Origin of the sequence: Nocardioides sp., from assembly GCF_036493135.1 — a bacterium.
In the GTDB taxonomy this organism is placed as follows: Bacteria; Actinomycetota; Actinomycetes; order Propionibacteriales; family Nocardioidaceae; genus Nocardioides.
Genome location: NZ_DASXQG010000060.1, coordinates 22,790 through 40,601 on the forward strand (window position 1 = coordinate 22,790; position 17,812 = coordinate 40,601).

Genomic DNA, 17,812 nt, shown 5'->3' on the forward strand with positions numbered 1-17,812 from the left:
TGCCGGTTTGTCCCCGGTTCGCCTGTCGTGACGTGCAGGTTGCGAGTAGGTGGCGGCAGGAAGAAGTCGTTGCAACCGCCCACATTCCCGGCTCCAGGTGCCCGCAGAACCCTCGATCGATCACTGCCCGAAATGGGTCGACGGCTATCGCCATCTGAACTCGCGCGGGACCTCTGAGACGGGCGGCATTGGCTCCTGATGTCTGTGACCGATCGAGGTCAGTACTTCTTCGACACGCATCAAAAACGCTCCGGGCCGTCGGGTGTCGCGAAAGCCATCGGAGTGCCGTTGGGGTCGGCGGTGACGGCTTCGCCGTCGTCCTCCTCGCAGGCGTTCTCGACTTTGACGTCTCGAGACACGGGCGCCCGTGCTCATGCCCGATGTTTGCAGATGTGTGAGAGTCAGCAGAGGTGGAGCCCCGCTGGCCGTCGAGATCGAGAGGCACCGTCGGGCGCTAGTTTCGTTGTTCTCGGCGTAGACCTCGTGCGCGTCGGGCCGACATCCTTGACCACACGACCTGCTGGAAGGCGAGGGTGGCCCAGCCCGCGACCGCCATGCCACTGATGTTGAGCAGCAATTGGGCTGCACTGCCCCAGATCTCGTGTGGCAGGCCGAACGCCAGAGCAAGCGCGATGTTGCCCGCGGCGGGCACGGTCGTGACCGAGATGAAGACCCCCGAGAGACCGCCGGTCTTGGCCGAGGTCAGTGACAGGACTCCCGCCGCTGCGGCGATGAGCGCAACGATGAACGACCACTTGGTAGGGGTATAGATGAAGTCAGTGCTTGGCCGGGCGCCTGTTATGTCCTGCACAGCGATCCAGCCCAGAACGCGACCGGCCAGAGCCGCGAGCGTGGTCAGCCCGATGGCGATCCCGAAACCCAGCACGAGCGTTCGCGCGGCGTAGAAACCCAGGTCGCGTCGCCGCCGTACCAACGCCAGGCCCAAGGCCGCGATCGCCACGAACTCCGGACCCAGCACCATCGCGCCGATCACCAGGATCTGGGTGTCCAGGATGATCGCGATACCGGCCAGGAGCGTTGCCAGCGTCATGAACGACAGGTAGGTCCAGTTGAGCTCTGACTCCGCGTACGCGCGCTGAGTCACCTCGGCCCAGACGACGGCGTCAGCACTGCTGCCCGGAGTGTGCTTCTCGGCGGCCAACCCGGACTCGGACAACCAGCTGCTCACGGGCTCGATGTGGATCGAACCGAGTCGGGAGACGTCGAGCTGCTCGAGCCGCCCGACGATCTCGTTGGCCGCCTCCCGGGCGATGTCGACGAGGACGATGTCGCCGGCAGGTTGCAATGAGGCGCCCCGCATGAGGGCCAGACTGCTCACCGCAGGGTCCTCACCGACGATGTCGAGCACCTGCTCGGTCAGATCGCTCGGAGCGGAGATGCGCAGCGTGAGCATCGCCACAGTCTGACGCACCAGAAGGGAGCCACGGATACGAGCGGCCTGTGCAGAAACACACTCTCCTTGTTCTCGGCGGACCGTGGACGGGGCAAAGACATCGGCAAGCAGCGCCGGATGCTCAGAAAGTGCCGCGAGTACAGGCAGGCGATGTGGCGACCTACCGCCGCTTCAAATGGCCTCGTGGAGGATCGCAGCCGCGATAGTTCGGTTGTCGGCCACCATCCGAGTCACCGCGACGGTGGGTGGGTTGTCCCCCGGTCCGCCTGTCGTGACGTGCAGGTTGCGAGTAGCTCGCGGTAGGAAGAAGTCGTTGCAACCGCCCACATTCACGGCTCCAGGTGCCGGCAGAACCCTCGATCGATCACTGCCCGAAATTGGTCGACGGCCACCGCCATCTGAACTCGCGCGGGACCTCCGAGACGGGCGGCATTGGCTCCTGATGACTGTGACCGATCGAGGTCAGGTACTTCTTCGACACGCACCAAAAACGCTCCGGCCCGTCGGGTGTCGCGAAAGCCATCGGAGTGCCGTTGAGGTCGGTGGTGACGGCTTCGCCGCCGTCCTCCTCGCAAGCGTTCTCGACTTTGACGAAGATGTTGAACTCCACCGCGTGGCGCTCGGGTCGGTGATGCTGGGGTTGGAGACTCGACACCACGAGAATCGCACCGTAGGCGACGAGGATGACAACAAGAATCCCTCCCGCCGTCATGAGACTGCGCGATCCCTTCGGTTCGCGACCCAGGACCTCCTTGTCGCCTTGAGGTTCGACAGACGGCGGTTCGCTGAGTGAAGGCAAGGCAGAGCCGCAGTACTTGCATCTCACGGCCGCCGCCTCGATGCGCTCAGCGCAGAGCGGGCAGACCCTCATGTCGGAAGGCACCACCCAAACTCCCAGCTCGTTCGCCCAGGACGGCAGGCGAGCTTGCCGACCACGCACTCCCAGACACGATCCATCGTTGCTCACCGACTCCGTACCGGCAACAAACTGATGATCGGCCGCCACTGGATGGACTGACGTTTGCCGCGCCGAGCTCACCGGACAGCCCGAGCGCGACGGCGTACCACCTCACCGTAGGCCTGGCCTTCTTCGAACGCAGCCGGACGGTGGCCGAGGAGTTCATCGCCGGCGAGCGCAACGAACCCGAGGAGTGGCAGAACGTCGCCGCCTCACCAACGCCGACGTGTGGCTCACAGCCGACGAGGCCCGTGAGATGAGCGCCGTCCTCGACGCCGTCCTCGAGCCCTTTCGCGACCGGAACCTCCGCAACCGTCCTGGACGGAATCGCGACCGAGTCCTATGCGGACGCAGTCGTCGAGGCCAGAAGGCGCCGTGCCCGACGACCAAGGTCGCTCAGGTCTACCCGACCCTCGTCGGCCGCAGCTGCCAAACGCACGGCAAGATCGAGTGCCTCGTCGAGCTCGGGTCCGGAGATGGCGGACTCCTGACCCATGTCCCGAAGGATGGTGACCTCGGTCCGCGAGGCGATCAACGGGTCGGCGACGCCATCGATCCAGACTCGGGTGCGGCGGCCATCACCGCGGTCCTCGCCGGTGATTCGCTCGAGCGCGAAGATGCGGTCCGCACGTGCGAACTTGCCGAATCCCAATGCCACCATGCGGGAGTCCGACGCCACGCTCCCATCTTGGCACTACACACCGACAGCCGGCCCGGCCTGACGACAACCGTTGGCGATGCAGGCCGCCGCGTCACTCCGCCGCGTCCGTGCGGCGGGGAGGACCGGGCGGATCGCGTATTGGGTTGTCCCGCGCACCTCATCTCACGGCACCATGGCGCGCATGCCCATGCCCACCCCCACACTGCACACCGCTCGCCTGCGGTTGCGCCCCTTCACGAGCTTGGACGCGGACGCCCTCTACGCGCTGCACAGCAGCGCCCATGTGCTGCGTTACTGGGACTCGCCGCCCTGGAGCGAGCGTGCGCGCGCCGAGCGCTTCCTCACGGCAAGCCGGCAGATGGCGGAGGAGGGCAGCGGCGCGCGGCTTGCCATAGACCGTGTCTCCGACTCGTCGTTCCTCGGCTGGTGCAGCTTGACGCGGTGGAACCCGGACTATCGCAGCGCGTCGTTGGGCTACTGCCTCGACGATGTGGCATGGGGCCACGGCTACGCGACGGAGGCCGCGCGGTCCTTGCTGCAGTGGGCGTTCGACACGCTCGACCTGAATCGAGTCCAGGCCGAGGCCGATACCCGCAACGCCGCGTCTGCTCGCGTGTTGGAGAAGCTCGGGTTCGTGCGGGAAGGGACGCTGCGGGAGGACTGCGTCGTGAACGGTGAGGTGTCGGACTCATGGGTGTTCGGGCTGCTCAGGCGGCAGTGGGAGCCGTCCCGACGTCCGTAGAGGTAGGTTCCGATCGGCCGCTCGAGGTCGTTGATGGACGCATGCACGTCGGCATCGGGGGCCGCCCACTCGAAGCTGCCGCGCTGGTCCTCGACATATCCGTCGAGCGATGCGAGCGCAGAGTAGATCAGCTTGGCCACGCCGTACCTCCCCTTTGCGGCAAGAACATGTCGAGGTCCCAGCCGCGGCTCCGTCCCAGCATCGAACGGAGAAGCCAACCATTGGAGGATGGATCCCATGGCACACGTACGACGATTCGACCACATCGGCATCACCGTCGCGGACCTCGACTCGGTGACGGCATTCTTCGTCGGACTGGGTCTCGAGGTCGAGGGCACCGGATCCGTGGAGGGCGAGTTCGCGGAGACCGTCTGCGGCATCCCGGGCGCGCACTGTGAGATCGCGATGCTGCGGCCGCCCGACGGAGGGTCCCGGCTGGAGCTCGCGAGCTTCGTCACGCCCGACCACGTGCCCGGATCGCCCACGGCGATGGCCAACGAGCTCGGCCTGCGCAACGTGTCCTTCGAGGTCGGCGACCTCGAGGCGGCCGTCGACGCGGTGGCTGCGGACGGGTACGGGCTGGTGGGAGGCATAGGCGAGTACGAGAAGAGCGTGCGGATGGCCTACGTGCGTGGGCCCGAGGGGATCATCGTGTCCCTGTTCGAGAAGATCGGCTGACGCGCGTGCTCGTTGCCCACGTGTGTCGATCGCCGCGGAACGGCGCGTGGTGGCGCGCGTCCAGGTGCGCTGGGATCGACGTGTCACGGGAGGGAGCGCCCGGCCTCCCATGCGTCAGCGAACGCGGCGACGCTGGCATGTCTGTCGGCCGGCCTCGGCCGGCAGGCCCGCTGGACGGCCCGGGCGAGAGCAGGTGGGCCGCAGAAGCGTGGGGCTTGTTCGGTCAGACGTGTGCCGAAGTGCCAGATGAGCCGGCCCAGCGTGAACGTCGTCGTGCGCTGGTCGATGACTGCGCCCATCTCGAGCTCCTCGGGTGCCATGAACCGGGAGGATCCGAACATGTGGCCCATGTCGTTGACGCTCGGACCGCGACGGTAGGTGTCGAGGTCGATGACTCGCAGAGATGGCCCTTCGAAGTCGACGATCAGACAACCGTCGTAGAGGTCGCAGGCCACCCATCCGGCTGCGGCGAGGGCTCTGTGTAGGTCGACGAGAACGTCGAAAAGGCAGAGCAGGTCATCGGCCGGGAGGTGGGCGAACCGCTGATAGGCGGAGTTCGGGTCCGCTCGCCGATCTGGGGGGACGTGGACGAGCTCCCCAGGTGCAGCGTCGTACACCAGCCCGGGGCCTGACGGCGACTCGATGACGTTGAGAAGACGTGGCAGGGCCACGTGTGGACATGAGGAGGCCAGATCGACCGCGTTGCGCAAGAGTCCGACTCGGTCGCCGTGATCGAGGTAGGGAGTCGGGGAGCCAGGCGCCTGCTCGCCGGTAGGCCCGGCGGTCTTGACGAAGTAGCGGCCCTGCGGTGTGTCGACCAGCCACGACACATTTCCTGAGTCTTGAGTGGCGGCGCCGAACTCAGCGACAACGGTGCAGTGCCGGCGAACATAGTCGCTGGGCTCCTGGTCGATGACCTTCGGCGTGAGCAGCGCAGACACCCCCGGACCCTAGCCCGGTCCGCGCGTGGCATCGGGTCAGGCGCGGTGGCGGTCCAGGAAGTCCACGATCACGGCCAGGGCCTCGCGCTGGACGTCGTCGGCCTGGGGTACGCCGTGCGGGTCGGACTCCGGGTAGATGTAGCCGTGGATGTCGTGTGACCAGGAGCGCCACTCGGCGTCGTCACGCTTCTCGGCGAGGAGGTCGTAGGTGAGGCGGAAGATGCCTTGGAGCTCGTCCTGCTCGCGGCCGAGGACGAGGACCGGGATGTCGACGCCGTCGAGTCGACGAGATACCTCGTCGGGGTCGGTGATCCGGGCACGGGCACGCTCGACACTGCGCAGCTCCAGGCTCTCGATGTTGCGCAGGCCGTCGGTGATCTCGACCGTCGGCGCGTCGTCGAGGCCGAGGGTCAGGAACTCGTGGTTGGCCGGCTCCGCCGCGACTCCGGCTCGCAGCAGACCGGGGTAGTGGGAGAGGAGCTTGAAGAGCATCTCGCCTGCGTGACTGACGCCGAGGTGGAACAGGTGTGCGGCGTCGATGGCCGGGTGCTCGGCGACGTGGCGGAGGATCGCGACCTCGTCCTCGTACTCCAGCGGCGCACGGTTCAGGAGTCCCATGCCCTGCCGGATGTCCGTGCGCAGGGCGCCGCCTGTCTGGTAGCCGAGCTCGACCTCGGTGCGGTAGCGGGTCCACGCGCACGCGTAACCGGCGTCGAGGAGTACGTCGGTCACGTACCGGAACCGGTGCACGCGGTCGCGCAGCCAAGCCATGCCACCGCCACCGTTGCCGTAGGCGATGAGGACGAACGGGTGCGGCCCGGGTCCGTGCGGCAGGCGAAGCGCGTACGGCGTGTACAGGCCGTCGAGCGTCTCGACGAGGAAGTAGTGGGCCGGCCGGTCCGAGCCCGGCAGCTGCTCGACGAGCACCTCCTCGTCCGTGGCCCGCCAACCGATGCGTTGCTCGGTCATCGTCAGCGCTTGGCCCAGTAGTCGTCCTTGGCCTTCGTCTCCGTGAGCTCCTCGGCGCTGCGGAACCCGGGAGCCATCGAGGCGTCGGTGCCCGCCAGGTACTGGTGGTGGTCGATGCCGAGCAGCCGGATCCAGCTCTGCTGGCCGAACGTGAGGGCGATGAAGTTCCCGAGCTCGACCAGCTCCTCCTCCGAGAAGTGGGCGCGCAGCCGCCCCCACAGGCTGTCGAGGTCCTGCTCGCCCCAGGCGATCGCCTGGGCGTAGGAGAGGGCGGCCTTCTGACGCTCGTCGTACCGGTCGGAGCCCTCGAAGTTGAGCAGGTCGTCGTACTGCATCTCCTCGAGCCCGGCGGCCGCGGCCTTGATCGAACGCTGGTTGCCGCAGAACTCGCACTTCACGGTGCGCGAGATGTAGACGCGGCAGAGGTCCTTGATGGCGTGGTCGCAGACGCCCTCATGGAAGATCGCCTTCCACGAGTCGGCGAACGCCCAGAACGCCGCCGGCACATGGGCGCGCACCGCCGAGCTCTCCGGGCGTGGCGTGCCCTCGCGGGCACACCTCTGCATCTCCTCCTGCATCCGCGCGTCCATGTCCTCCAGCGCGACGTAGCTGATGGCTTGCTCGGGCATCTGACTCACTCCTCGGTTTCGATGGCACTGACGATGGCTTCGGAAGTCAGGGGCAGGTCGCGGACGCGTACGCCGAGCGCGGCGTGGACGGCGTTCGCGATCGCGGCCGCGGTGGGTCCCTGCGCCGCCTCACCGGAACCGAGCGGCGGCTGGTCGCTGTCGACGAGGTGTACGTCGACACGTGGCGCCGCGGGGAACCGCAGGATCGGGTAGCTCTCCCAGTCGTCGCTGGTGACCCGGCGCCGGTCGAAGCGGATCCGCTCGACCGTGGTCCAGCTGGTCGACTGCACGGCACCACCTGACAGCTGGTTGCGCGCACCGTCGGGGTTGATCACCAGCCCGAGGTCCGCGGCGACCGTGAGCCGTCGGACCCGGACGTCGGTCTCGACCTCGACCTCCGCCACCACCGCGCACCACGCGCCGTTCTCCTTGTAGCGGGCCAAGCCGACACCGCGGCCGGTCGAGTCGGGCAGCGGCTCGCCCCAACCGGACGCGCGCGCGGCCAGCTCGACGACCGCGTGGGCGCGGGGGTCGGCGAGGTGGGCGAGTCGGAAGTCGACCGGATCCAGGTCGGCGTCGGCGGCCAGCTCGTCCATGAACGACTCGATCGCGAACACGTTGAGGTACGAGCCGAGCGCGCGCATCGCCGACGTGCGCAGCGGTGCCTCGGTGACGCGGTGCCCGGTGATCCGGCGGCGGCCGACGTCGTAGAGAGGGATGGCGTTGCGAAGGCCGCCGAATCCGGCTGCCGCGGGCGGGTCCGCCGCAGGTGGCAGGGGGGCTCCGCCCCGACGGTGGGCCATCGCCAGCAGCCCGGGCTGGCCGGCGTACCCCGGACGCGAGGTGTGGCCCTGGCTCCACACGTCGTACGACCACCCCTCGATCAGGCCGTCGACCAGGCGCGCCGAGACCGTCGAGGTCATCGCCGGTGAGAGAGGACCCCACGTGAGCTCGTCGCGGCGCGTCCACCGCAGCAGCACCGGGCGACCGGGGACGGTGCGTGCCAGGAGGACGGCGTCGAAGGCCGCGTCGTCGGCGGCGTTGTGGCCGTAGCACCCGGCGTTCTCGACGTGCTCGACGCTCACGGCGGACGGGTCCAGCGGAAGGGCGGCGGCGATCGCCCGACGCAGGGCGTGGATGCCCTGGCTGTGGCTCCAGACGTGCACCGTCGCTCCGTCGTCGCTCCAGCGTGCCATTGCGCAGCTCGGCGCGATCGAGCCGTGGGCCAGGTAGGGCTTGGAGTACGACGCCGTGTGCGTCGGCTCGCCGGGGCCGTCGTCGACGATGACCTCGGGCTCGCTCGGCGCCGATCGGAGGTACGCCGCGAGGTCGTCCTCGTCGGGGAGCGAGTCGTGCTCGTCCCAGGTGGCCGCCTTCGCCAGCGCGACGAGCGCTCGGTCGACCTCGTCCTCGCGGACACCGATCACCCCGAGGAACGAGCCGTCGGGCACCAGTGACACCCCGGGGGACGACCAGCCGCCGGGCAGCGCACCCAGCGTGGCGGCCGGCGAGGGTGGACGCAGGACCCGGGCGTGGAGCAGACCCTCCGGCCGGAGGTCGCTGAGGAACCGCGGCCGCCCGAGCACCTTGTCGGGGATGTCGAGCCGCGGTACGTCGGTGCCGACCGCCGAGCTCGCGACCGCAGGGTCGACGTCGACGGTCGTCAGGTCGGTGTCGGGGTCGATCGCCCTCACCCGGTCCAGGTACTCCGTCAGGTCGCCGTCGGCGGGACCGGCCAGCCGGCGGACCGCCGCGCCGACGTACCGCAGGGCCGGCGTCGACTGGAACACGGAGAGGCTGCCCGCCGTCGTCCCCTGGTCCGGCCCGTCGGTCCGGGCCGGACGCACCCGCACCCGGTCGAGCGGCAGCGCCAGGGCGTCGGCCGCGATCTGGTGCAGCGCGGTGAGGATGCCCTGGCCGAGCTCGACCTTGCCGACGTGGACGTCGACGCACCCGTCCCGGACCGTGATCCACGTGCCGAGCCGCGGGTTGGTCTGGACGTGGGCGGGAGTGGTCCGCTGCCGGATGGCCGTCATGCCGGGACTCCCCTCGCCGCCAGCACCGCCTCCACGATCCGCTGCTGGGTGCCGCATCGGCACAGGTGGGGCTCGAGGGCCGACGCGACCTGCTCGGCCGAGACGTCGGGCGTCTCGTCGAGCAGGGCGGTCGCACGCACGACGATCCCCGAGATGCAGAAGCCGCACTGGGCCGCCTGGTGGTCGATCAGGCTCTGTTGCACCGGGTTCGGCCCATCGGCCGCAAGGCCTTCGACGGTGATGACGGTGGACTCGGCGGCCTGCCAGAGCGGGGTGTCGCACGACGGCACCGGCGTTCCGTCGAGCAGCACCACGCAGGCGCCGCACAGCCCCTGGCCGCATCCGAAGCGCGACCCCACGAGTCCGAGCGCGTCGCGCAGCACGGTGAGCAGCGGCGTGTCGTCGGCTCGGTCGACCTCGACCTGCCGGCCGTTGACGGTCAGCGAGGTCACGGCTGCTCCCCGAAGACACCGGGGTGGTGGCCGAGCTCGATCCGGGTGCGCCGGATGTGCCCCTCGAGGAACCGCTCGGCGTCGATCGTGTCGCGTCGTACGACGGCGTCGAGCAGCAGGCGGTGCTCCGCGTTGACCACCCACATCCGCGCCTGACCCCCGAGCGCCACGAACGCGCGGCGGTAGTGCTGGGTGGAGTTCCAGAGCCGCGTCACCATGGCGTTCAGCGGGTCGATGCGGCATCCCGAGTAGGTGCTGAGGTGGAACTCGCGGTCGAGGTCGAGGAAGCGGTCGAGGTCGGTGTTCGCCTCGACCTGCCGCTGCACCTCCTCGAGGTGCGCGTGGTCGTCGTCGCTGAGCAGCGGCAGGCTCTCGCTCAGTGCGAGCGGCTCCAGCCGCTCGCGCATCCGGTAGACGACGTCGACCTCGTGCATCGACAGCCGCGGCACCCGGGCGCCCTTGTTCGGCTCGTGCTCGGTCAGGCCCTCGGCCTCGAGCATCCGCAGCGCCTCGCGCACGGGCAGCCGGCTGGTGCCGAACCGCTCCGCGATCTCCTCCTGCCGGATCCGGTCGCCGGGCGCGAGGGCGTCGTGCAGGATCAGGTCGCGCAGGTACGCCGCCACGCGCGCCGACGCCGCGCCCACGGCATCGGTCGACGGCTCGGAGACCACCGGCACCTCGTCGGTCGTGCTCACGCCTCCACCCTCTCGCGCGAGTGCTCGCGGTCCCACGCCTTCCCGTCGGGGTAGCAGACCAGCTCGAACTGCATCCCCCACGGCGCGAGGAAGTAGATCCAGCGGTTGCCCTTCGCCGGCCCCGTGCTGGCGGTGGGGCCGTCGGAGACTCGGACGCCGGCGGCCCGCAGGTGCTCGATCGCGGCGTCCAGGTCGTCGACGTACAGGCCCACGTGGTGCCCGCCGATGTCGCTGTTGCGCGGCATCGCGTCGTGCTGGTCCGGGGAGGAGTAGTGGAAGACCTCGAAGACGGCCTGGGCCCCGAGGCGGTACCACCGGTTCTCCACCATCACCGCCCGCGGGTGGACGTTCAGATGCGTGGTCATCCAGTCGCTGTCGTCGTGGCGGAACGGGCCGAGGGAGTAGAGGTACTCGCACCCGAGCACGTCGACGAGCCAGCGGTGGGCCTGGTCGAGGTCGGGCACGGTGAAGCCGATGTGGTCCAGCCGCCGCAGTCCCGGCAGGGCCATGCACACCTCCAGATGGGATCCCAACATCCTCAGAGAACCACGCCGCTGAGCGTGATGTCCAGGGCAATGGCTGGATTTTGGATCCAATCCTGTGTCATGGTGCATCTGGAGAGCGAAGGAGGCCAGATGCCCGACCACCGTCCGCTGCAGCCGGCCTCGCCCTGGGTGCAGGTCGTCGCCACGGATGCCGACTGGGACGCCGCCGACCCCGCCCTGCTGCGCACGATCTACGCCCAGCTGGTGTGGATCCGGGCGTTCGAGCAGTACGTCCTCGACCTCGCCGGTGCCGCTCTGATCCACGGACCCGCGCACTCCAGCATCGGCCAGGAGGGTGGGGCAGTCGGGTCGGTGCTCGCGTTGACCAGCGAGGACTCCGTCAACGGGTCGCACCGGGGCCACCACCAGTTCCTGGCCAAGGCGCTGCACCACGTCGAACCCAAGGGCCTCGATCCGCTCGCGCCGCCGAGCGACGACGTACGTGAGGTGCTGCTGCGCACCCTGGCCGAGATCGCCGGTCTCGACCGCGGGTGGTCACACGGGCGTGGCGGGTCGATGCACTTGCAGTGGAAGGAGGCCGGCGCCATGGGCACCAACGCGATCGTCGGCGGGGGCGTACCGCAGGCGGCCGGGTTCGCGTGGGCGCACCGGCAGGCGGCGTCCGACGCGGTGTCGGTGACCTACTTCGGCGACGGTGCCACGAACATCGGCTCGACGCTGGAGACGATGAACCTCGCCTCTGCCTGGCACCTCCCGGCCTGCTTCTTCATCGAGAACAACCGGTACGCCGTTTCGACCACCGTGGAGGAGGCCACCGGTGAGCCGCGGCTCTCCTCGCGCGGTCCGGGCTTCGGCATCGCGGCCTGGAAGGTCGACGGGATGGACCCGCTGGCGGTCCATCTCGCGATGACCGAGGCGGTCGAGCGGATGCGGCGCGGGAAGGGTCCGACGGTGATCGAGGCCGACACCTATCGCTTCTTCCACCAGAACGGCGGTTTCGCCGGCAGCGCGTTCGGCTACCGCACCAAGGAGGAGGAGCGGGAGTGGCGGGCACGCGACCCGCTGACGCAGACAGCCGCCCAGCTGGTCCGGCTCGGGGTGCTCACCGAGGACGAGACCGCGCAGGCGGTCGCACAGGCCAAGGCGGTGATGGACGAGATCGGCTCGGTGCTGCTCGAGCCAGACCCTGACGGCAAGCCCGGCCAGCGCCGGATCAAGTCGGCGGAGTGGCCGGACACGGACTGGGTCGACGTCGGCGTTCGCGGTGATCTCTCCGAGCTCGACGACGCCCCGGTCGTCGCCGATGAGGCGTCGGTGTCGGTGGCGGAGACGAAGTTCATCGACGCGGTCGCCACCGTGATGGGACGCCGGATGGAGACCGACGACCGCATCGTGGTGATGGGCGAGGACGTGCATCGCCTCAACGGCGGGACGAACGGTGCGACCCGCGGCCTGACCGACCGCTTCCCGGGTCGCGTCCTCGGCACGCCGATCAGCGAGAACGCCTTCGCCGGACTGGCCGGCGGCATCGCCCTCGACGGCCGGTTCACGCCGGTCGTGGAGTTCATGTACGCCGACTTCATGTGGGTGGCCGCCGACCAGCTGTTCAACCAGATCGCCAAGGCGCGACACATGTACGGCGGCACCGGCGGCGTGCCTCTCGTGCTGCGCAGCAAGGTCGCGATGGGTACCGGGTACGGCTCACAGCACTCGATGGACCCGGCCGGGATCTTCGCGACCTCGGCGGGCTGGCGGATCGTCGCGCCCAGCACGCCGTACGACTATGTCGGGCTGTTGAACACCGCGCTCCGCCTCCAGGACCCGGTCGTCGTGCTGGAGCACGTCGACCTCTACAGCACGTCGGGGCCCGGGCCGGTCGACGACTGGGACTACTGCCTCCCCGTCGGCAGGGCCTCGGTGCGCCGGCCGGGCTCCGACGTCTCGGTGCTCACCTACCTCGGCATGACGCCGTACGTGCTGGCGGCAGTCGAGGAGTACGGCGAGGTCGACGCCGAGGTGATCGACCTGCGCTGGCTCGACCGGGCGAGCATCGACTGGGACACGATCGAGGAGAGCCTGACGAAGACCAACCAGGTCCTGATCGCCGAGCAGGGCGCGATCGGCACGTCGTACGGCGGGTGGCTGGCGGACGAGATCCACCGCCGGTTCTTCGACCTGCTCGACGCGCCGGTGTGGCGGGTCACCGGCGGCGAGGCCTCGCCGTCGATCAGCAAGGTGCTCGAACGCGCCGCGATCGCTCAGCAGGACGAGGTCGTCGCCGCGCTGGCCGAGATCGCGAGGTACTGACGATGGCGCGGGTCCTGCGGATGCCCGGCGTCGCGGCGAACGCGACCGAGGCGGTGCTGTCCGAGTGGCTGGTCGAGGAGTCCGGCGACTTCGGTGTCGCCGACGCGATCGCGACGGTCGAGACCGAGAAGGCAGCCGTCGACATCGAGGCGGATGCCGCCGGCCGGATGCTGAGGACCCTCGTGCCGCCGGGCGCGCAGGTCGACGTGGGCGACCCGATCGCGGTCCTCGGTGACCCCGGTGAGCAGGTCGACGATGTCGACGCGCTGCTCACGTCTCTGGGGGTCGAGCCGGTCACGGACGTGGTGGTCCCCGAGCGACGAGACGTGCCCGAGCGAGGACCGACAGAGCCGGCGGAGCCGGGTCTGCCGACCGCAGCGAGCCGCGCGGCGCGCTCGCGCGCGAGCGGAGACAGTCACACCTCGGCGGCGAACGGCCGCGTCTTCGCCAGCCCGCTCGCACGGAAGATCGCGAAGGGCGCCGGCCTCACGCTCGAGGACATCACCGGCACCGGCCCGCGCGGACGCGTCCTGCGAAGGGACGTCGACGCGGCGGTGGCAGGTCGTCCGGCCACGGGGGTCCCCGCGGCGGCCGAGGGAGGCGCCGTGGCGCATGCCTCGAGACCACCGGCTCACACGGCGGTGTACGACGAGATCCCGCATTCGCGCATCCGGCTCGTGACCGCACGCCGGCTCTCCGAGAGCCAGCAGCAGGTGCCGCACTTCTACCTGCGTGCGACGGTGCGAGCCGAGGCCCTGCTCGCGCTGCGCGAGGAGATCAATCAGGACGCCCCGACCAAGGTCTCGCTCAACGACCTCGTCGTGAAGGCCGTCGCGGCGGCCCACCAACGCGTGCCGGAGCTGAACGTGACGTGGACGCCCGACGCCGTACGCCGCTATCGCACCGTCGACATCGCCGTCGCGGTAGCCACCGACCGAGGGCTCCTGACGCCAGTGGTGCGTGACGTCGGCGCCCTGACCGCCACCGCGCTGGCGGCAGCAGCGCGCGACCTCGCCGAGCGGGCTCGCAACGGGAAGCTCAAGCAGGACGAGCTCGAGGGCGGGTCGATCTCGGTTACCAACCTCGGGATGTACGGCGTGGAGGAGTTCGCCGCGGTCATCAACCCACCGCACGCCGCGATCCTCGCCGTCGGCGCGGTCCGATCCAAGCCCGTGGTCGAGGGTGACGCCGTCGTACCCGGCCAGATCATGAGTCTGACCCTGTCGGTCGACCACCGTCCGGTCGACGGCGCCATCGCCGCGCGGTGGCTCGGCGTACTGGAGGAGCTCCTCGAGCACCCCGCCCGCATCCTGGCCTGACTGTCTCGGTCCCCTGACGGGCTGGTGAGCGATCACTCGCTACGGAGAGCCGGGGGTGACCAGGCCGGCCTCGTAGGCCCTGACCACCAGCTGCACCCGATCGCGGCAGCCCACCTTGTTGAGCAGGCTGCTCACGTGGGACTTGACGGTGGCCTCCCCGATGAAGAGCTCGGTGGCGAGCTCGCTGTTGCTCAGCCCGCGGGCGACTCCGATCAGCACCTCCCGCTCGCGCTCGGAGATCGACGGCAGCTCCCCAGGCGTACCCCGGGCCGCACGTCCTGCGAACTCCGCGATCAGCCGGCGGGTGATGGAAGGTGCGATGAGAGCGTCGCCGCGGGCGACGACATGGATCGCAGACGTCAGCTCGTCCGGCGGGCAGTCCTTGAGCAGGAACCCGCTCGCGCCTGCGTCCAACGCGGCGAAGACATACTCGTCGAGGTCGTACGTCGTGAGGACCAGCACTGCTGTCTCTGGGAACCGCTGGCTGATCCGCCGGGTCGCCTCGATCCCGTCGAGCACGGGCATTCGGATGTCCATCAGCACGACGTTCGGCCGCAGCCGCTCGACCAGCTGCAGCGCCTCCTGACCGTCGGCGGCGTCGCCCACCACGTCCAAGCCGTCCTCGCCGTCGAGCAGCTTGCGGAAGCCGGCGCGCAGCAGGAGCTGGTCGTCGGCGATCACGATGCTGAGCGGGTCGTCGGCCGTCATCCGACACCTACCGCCGTGACCGGCAGCCGCGCATGGACAGTCCAGCCGCCACCGGTGGATGTGCCGGCGCTGATGGTGCCGCCGAAGACGTTGACCCGTTCACGCATGCCGATCAGCCCGTGCCCCGGCCCGGCGATGGCAAACCGGTTGCGCGGGCCCGAGCTCCCGTCGTCGCTGACCTCGAGGTCGAGGTGAGTGCGCTGGAACGCGACACCGACACGCACACACTGCGCGTTGGCGTGCTTGAGCACGTTGGTCAGGGCCTCCTGGACGATCCGGTACGCCGTGAGGTCGAGGCCGGGCGGCAACTGCGACCGGTCGCCGGAGATGTCGACGTCGACCTGCAGCCCGGCCTCTCGAACCGACGACAGGAGGTCGTCCAGCTGGGCCAGGCCGGGCTGCGGAGACAGTGCCACAGGCTCGTCGGTGCGTCGTAACAGGCCCAGCAGGCGCCGGAGGTCGACCAACGCCTCGCGGCCGGCCCGCTCGATCGACCCCAGCGTGGAGTCGATGGACTCTTCGTCGAGGTTCGGGCCGTGCAGGGAACGGCGTTCCGCTCCGGCCTGCACCACGATCACCGACAGACCGTGGGCGACGACGTCGTGGAGCTCGCGGGCGATGCGGGCGCGCTCGTCCTCGACCGCACGGGCGGTCTGCCGCTCCTGCTCGGCCGCCAGGACGCGCGTGGCCTCCCGAGCCTGCCGGGCCTGTTCGGTGCGGCGGCTGATCAGGTAGCCGACTCCGAAGCCGACTGTCAGCCAGACCGCGATCGGCGCCAGGTCGCCGGCCCGGCCGCCGACCAGGTCGACGAACAACCCGATCACGAACCATGCGGCGAGGGCGCCCGCCCCGATCGTGAGCTTGCGAGCGTCGCGGAGCGATCCGAGGCAGTAGGCCGCGCCGACCATGAGCACGAAGCCCTCGAACGGCCCCTGGGTGCCGACCGGCCACAGCGTCGTCCACCAGGTCACCACGGCAATCGTGAGGAGCGGTGCGAGCAGCGGTGCGCGACGTCGTAGGCCGAGTCCGGCTACCGCCACGACGAGGAAGGCCAGGTGCCGCCCCGGCGGGCCGGGATAGGCGGCCGAGCGCGACTGCTGGGAGATGTTGACGATGCCGATCACCAGGACGACCGTCGGCGCCAGCCAGTCGAGCGCGACTCGGCGCAGCCCCAAGACGAGGTCACTTCGTGTCATGTCCCGCACGATATCTGCAGGTCAGGCCGGTACGCGTCCCTCTGAAGATGGGTCGTCGCTCCCACTCCAGGGGGAATCGCCACGCCCACGGATCCGCCGTCTGCGGCCCATGAACCGCCTGTGGGCCGAGGCGCGCGCCGTACCCGCGCTCCTACGTTCCTGCCAGCCGCGACGGTCGCGGCACTCAGCAAGGGGTATCAACATGTTCACCTTCCGAACTCTCATCACCAGTGTCACCGCCGTCGCGGCCGGCGCGGGTGCCGCGGCCACCCTCGCCGCGACCGGTACGGCGTCCGCGGGCACCGCCGACTCGCAACGGGCCACGTCGTTCACGGTCCGTGGCCACCACGGCAGCGAGACGAACCTCGACCTCGGCAAGAGCGGCTTCAGCGCCGGCGACCAGGACCTGTTCACGGGCTCACTGACTCACCACGGAACCCACGCGGGCTCCTTCGTCGGCACCTGCACCACCGCCCGCGTCGGCAAGACGAGTGCCGACCAGCTGTGCACGTTCGTCCTCCACCTCGCCCACGGCCAGATCATGGCCTCCGGCACGACGCGGTCCGGCAAGTCCGGTCCGGGCACCTTCGCCCTCCCGATCCTGGGCGGCACCGACCGCTACCAAACCGCCGGCGGCCAGATCGCCGTCACCGCCACCAACGGCAAGACCTTCCCGATCACGATCACTCTGCGCTGACCTCCGGAGCCGCCGGGCCGTCGATCAGAGCTGATCGCAGCCCGGCGGCTCGCGCGTTCGAGCCGCGCGAACCTGAGTCACACCGCCGCCGGCCACGCACACACCGTGGCGCTTCCACGGCCGACGGGGCTCAGGACTCGTGGTCGCTCGCTTGGCACGACCCGGCTCACCCTTCCCGGGTGCCTTGGCCGATGAGCGTTGGTGACCACGTCCGGCTTGCTGCCCGGCCGCCGACGCCCTGAGGATCTGTAGATGAACGAGACGCCTGCCGGGGCGAGGCTAAGACGTGCCGTCCGGGCGGTCATCCTGGCCGATGATGATCGTGTCCTGCTGTGCCGCTTCAGCTCCCCGCATCCAGCCGTACCGACGGTCGCCACGGTCGTATGGGCGGCTCCCGGCGGCGGCATCGAGCCCGGTGAACTGCCGCTGGCGGCACTGCGCCGGGAGCTGCACGAGGAGACGGGGCTTGTGATCGACGCCCACCCGCCTCACGTGTGGCACCAGGAGGTCGTCGCTCCCGGCCATGTGGACGGCTACGACGGGGTGGTCAACGACTACTTCCTCGTCCGCACCACGCGCTTTGATCCCCGCGGCGCCCTGTCCGATGACGACCTCGCCGCCGAGCACATCACCGGGATGCGATGGTGGAGGCACGGAGACATCGCCGAATACGGCGGAACCGACCTGTTCTCACCCCGTGACATGGCCACACCGCTGGCGGCGCTGATCGCCGGTGACATTCCGGGCACGCCGGTGATGCTCGGCCTGTGATCTCCCTGGACACCTATCCGCACATGCCTTGCCGTTGCGATCAGCAACGAAGCCGTCCACCGAGACAGCCATGCCAGCGTGTACTCGTGCCATGTGTCCTTCCAGTATCCGTACCGGAAAGTTCGGGCCTCCA

At 69.6% G+C, this 17,812-nt stretch carries 18 protein-coding genes; 6 read left to right on the plus strand and 12 right to left on the minus strand.

Annotation, left to right across the window (positions count from 1 at the left end; translation table 11 throughout):
• Positions 1-454: 454 nt before the first annotated feature.
• From VGJ24_RS10655 to VGJ24_RS10665, 3 genes are all read right to left on the minus strand, one after another.
• Complete coding sequence (locus VGJ24_RS10655) at positions 455-1,414, minus strand: DUF389 domain-containing protein (protein ID WP_331500556.1); 960 nt, start codon at positions 1,412-1,414, stop codon at positions 455-457.
• Between the two features lie 364 nt (positions 1,415-1,778).
• Positions 1,779-2,300, minus strand: coding sequence for a hypothetical protein (locus VGJ24_RS10660; RefSeq protein ID WP_331500557.1), 522 nt, complete (start codon positions 2,298-2,300; stop codon positions 1,779-1,781).
• Positions 2,301-2,712: 412 nt separating this feature from the next.
• Complete coding sequence (locus VGJ24_RS10665) at positions 2,713-3,051, minus strand: hypothetical protein (RefSeq protein WP_331500558.1); 339 nt, start codon at positions 3,049-3,051, stop codon at positions 2,713-2,715.
• A gap of 163 nt (positions 3,052-3,214) precedes the next feature.
• On the opposite strand from VGJ24_RS10665, the gene VGJ24_RS10670 reads away from it, so the two are divergent.
• Positions 3,215-3,775, plus strand: a complete 561-nt coding sequence (locus VGJ24_RS10670; protein ID WP_331500559.1) for a GNAT family N-acetyltransferase — start codon at positions 3,215-3,217, stop codon at positions 3,773-3,775.
• 237 nt (positions 3,776-4,012) lie between these two features.
• Positions 4,013-4,453, plus strand: a complete 441-nt coding sequence (locus VGJ24_RS10675; RefSeq protein WP_331500560.1) for a VOC family protein — start codon at positions 4,013-4,015, stop codon at positions 4,451-4,453.
• 83 nt (positions 4,454-4,536) lie between these two features.
• On the opposite strand, the gene VGJ24_RS10680 is transcribed toward VGJ24_RS10675, so the two are convergent.
• Genes VGJ24_RS10680 through VGJ24_RS10710 form a run of 7 tightly spaced genes read right to left on the minus strand, consistent with a single transcriptional unit; the run spans position 4,537 to position 10,684 of the window.
• Positions 4,537-5,394 carry a hypothetical protein gene (locus VGJ24_RS10680; RefSeq protein WP_331500561.1) on the minus strand — a complete coding sequence of 286 codons (858 nt, stop codon included), beginning with the start codon at positions 5,392-5,394 and terminating at the stop codon, positions 4,537-4,539.
• A gap of 36 nt (positions 5,395-5,430) precedes the next feature.
• Positions 5,431-6,363, minus strand: coding sequence for a hypothetical protein (locus VGJ24_RS10685; RefSeq protein WP_331500562.1), 933 nt, complete (start codon positions 6,361-6,363; stop codon positions 5,431-5,433).
• A 2-nt stretch (positions 6,364-6,365) separates the two neighbouring features.
• Positions 6,366-6,992 (minus strand): carboxymuconolactone decarboxylase, encoded by a 627-nt coding sequence (locus tag VGJ24_RS10690; RefSeq protein WP_331500563.1) that lies wholly within the window; start codon positions 6,990-6,992, stop codon positions 6,366-6,368.
• Positions 6,993-6,997: 5 nt separating this feature from the next.
• Entirely contained in the window at positions 6,998-9,028 is a 2,031-nt protein-coding gene (locus tag VGJ24_RS10695; protein ID WP_331500564.1) for a molybdopterin cofactor-binding domain-containing protein, read from the minus strand.
• Positions 9,025-9,480, minus strand: a complete 456-nt coding sequence (locus VGJ24_RS10700) for a (2Fe-2S)-binding protein (RefSeq protein WP_331500565.1) — start codon at positions 9,478-9,480, stop codon at positions 9,025-9,027. The genes VGJ24_RS10695 and VGJ24_RS10700 overlap by 4 nt, the downstream gene beginning before the upstream one ends.
• Positions 9,477-10,175: a GntR family transcriptional regulator gene (locus tag VGJ24_RS10705; protein ID WP_331500566.1), complete on the minus strand. Its 699-nt coding sequence runs from the start codon at positions 10,173-10,175 to the stop codon at positions 9,477-9,479. The genes VGJ24_RS10700 and VGJ24_RS10705 overlap by 4 nt, the downstream gene beginning before the upstream one ends.
• Positions 10,172-10,684 carry a VOC family protein gene (locus VGJ24_RS10710; RefSeq protein WP_331500567.1) on the minus strand — a complete coding sequence of 171 codons (513 nt, stop codon included), beginning with the start codon at positions 10,682-10,684 and terminating at the stop codon, positions 10,172-10,174. Before VGJ24_RS10710 ends, VGJ24_RS10705 begins: the two co-directional genes overlap by 4 nt.
• 126 nt (positions 10,685-10,810) lie before the next feature.
• Here VGJ24_RS10710 and VGJ24_RS10715 point away from each other — a divergent pair, with 126 nt between their 5' ends.
• Complete coding sequence (locus VGJ24_RS10715; RefSeq protein ID WP_331500568.1) at positions 10,811-12,988, plus strand: alpha-ketoacid dehydrogenase subunit alpha/beta; 2,178 nt, start codon at positions 10,811-10,813, stop codon at positions 12,986-12,988.
• A gap of 2 nt (positions 12,989-12,990) precedes the next feature.
• Complete coding sequence (locus VGJ24_RS10720) at positions 12,991-14,307, plus strand: 2-oxo acid dehydrogenase subunit E2 (protein WP_331500569.1); 1,317 nt, start codon at positions 12,991-12,993, stop codon at positions 14,305-14,307.
• Between the two features lie 39 nt (positions 14,308-14,346).
• On the opposite strand, the gene VGJ24_RS10725 is transcribed toward VGJ24_RS10720, so the two are convergent.
• Together VGJ24_RS10725 and VGJ24_RS10730 are read right to left on the minus strand one after the other, a co-directional pair.
• A complete protein-coding gene (locus tag VGJ24_RS10725; RefSeq protein ID WP_331500570.1) occupies positions 14,347-15,015 on the minus strand; it encodes a response regulator transcription factor in 669 nt (222 codons plus the stop codon).
• Positions 15,012-16,211 (minus strand): sensor histidine kinase, encoded by a 1,200-nt coding sequence (locus VGJ24_RS10730; protein WP_331500571.1) that lies wholly within the window; start codon positions 16,209-16,211, stop codon positions 15,012-15,014. Before VGJ24_RS10730 ends, VGJ24_RS10725 begins: the two co-directional genes overlap by 4 nt.
• A 202-nt stretch (positions 16,212-16,413) precedes the next feature.
• On the opposite strand from VGJ24_RS10730, the gene VGJ24_RS10735 reads away from it, so the two are divergent.
• Both VGJ24_RS10735 and VGJ24_RS10740 read left to right on the plus strand, forming a co-directional pair.
• On the plus strand, positions 16,414-16,908 hold the full coding sequence (locus VGJ24_RS10735) for a hypothetical protein (RefSeq protein ID WP_331500572.1): 495 nt from the start codon (positions 16,414-16,416) through the stop codon (positions 16,906-16,908).
• 252 nt (positions 16,909-17,160) lie between these two features.
• Complete coding sequence (locus tag VGJ24_RS10740) at positions 17,161-17,679, plus strand: NUDIX domain-containing protein (RefSeq protein WP_331500573.1); 519 nt, start codon at positions 17,161-17,163, stop codon at positions 17,677-17,679.
• Positions 17,680-17,812: the final 133 nt, after the last annotated feature.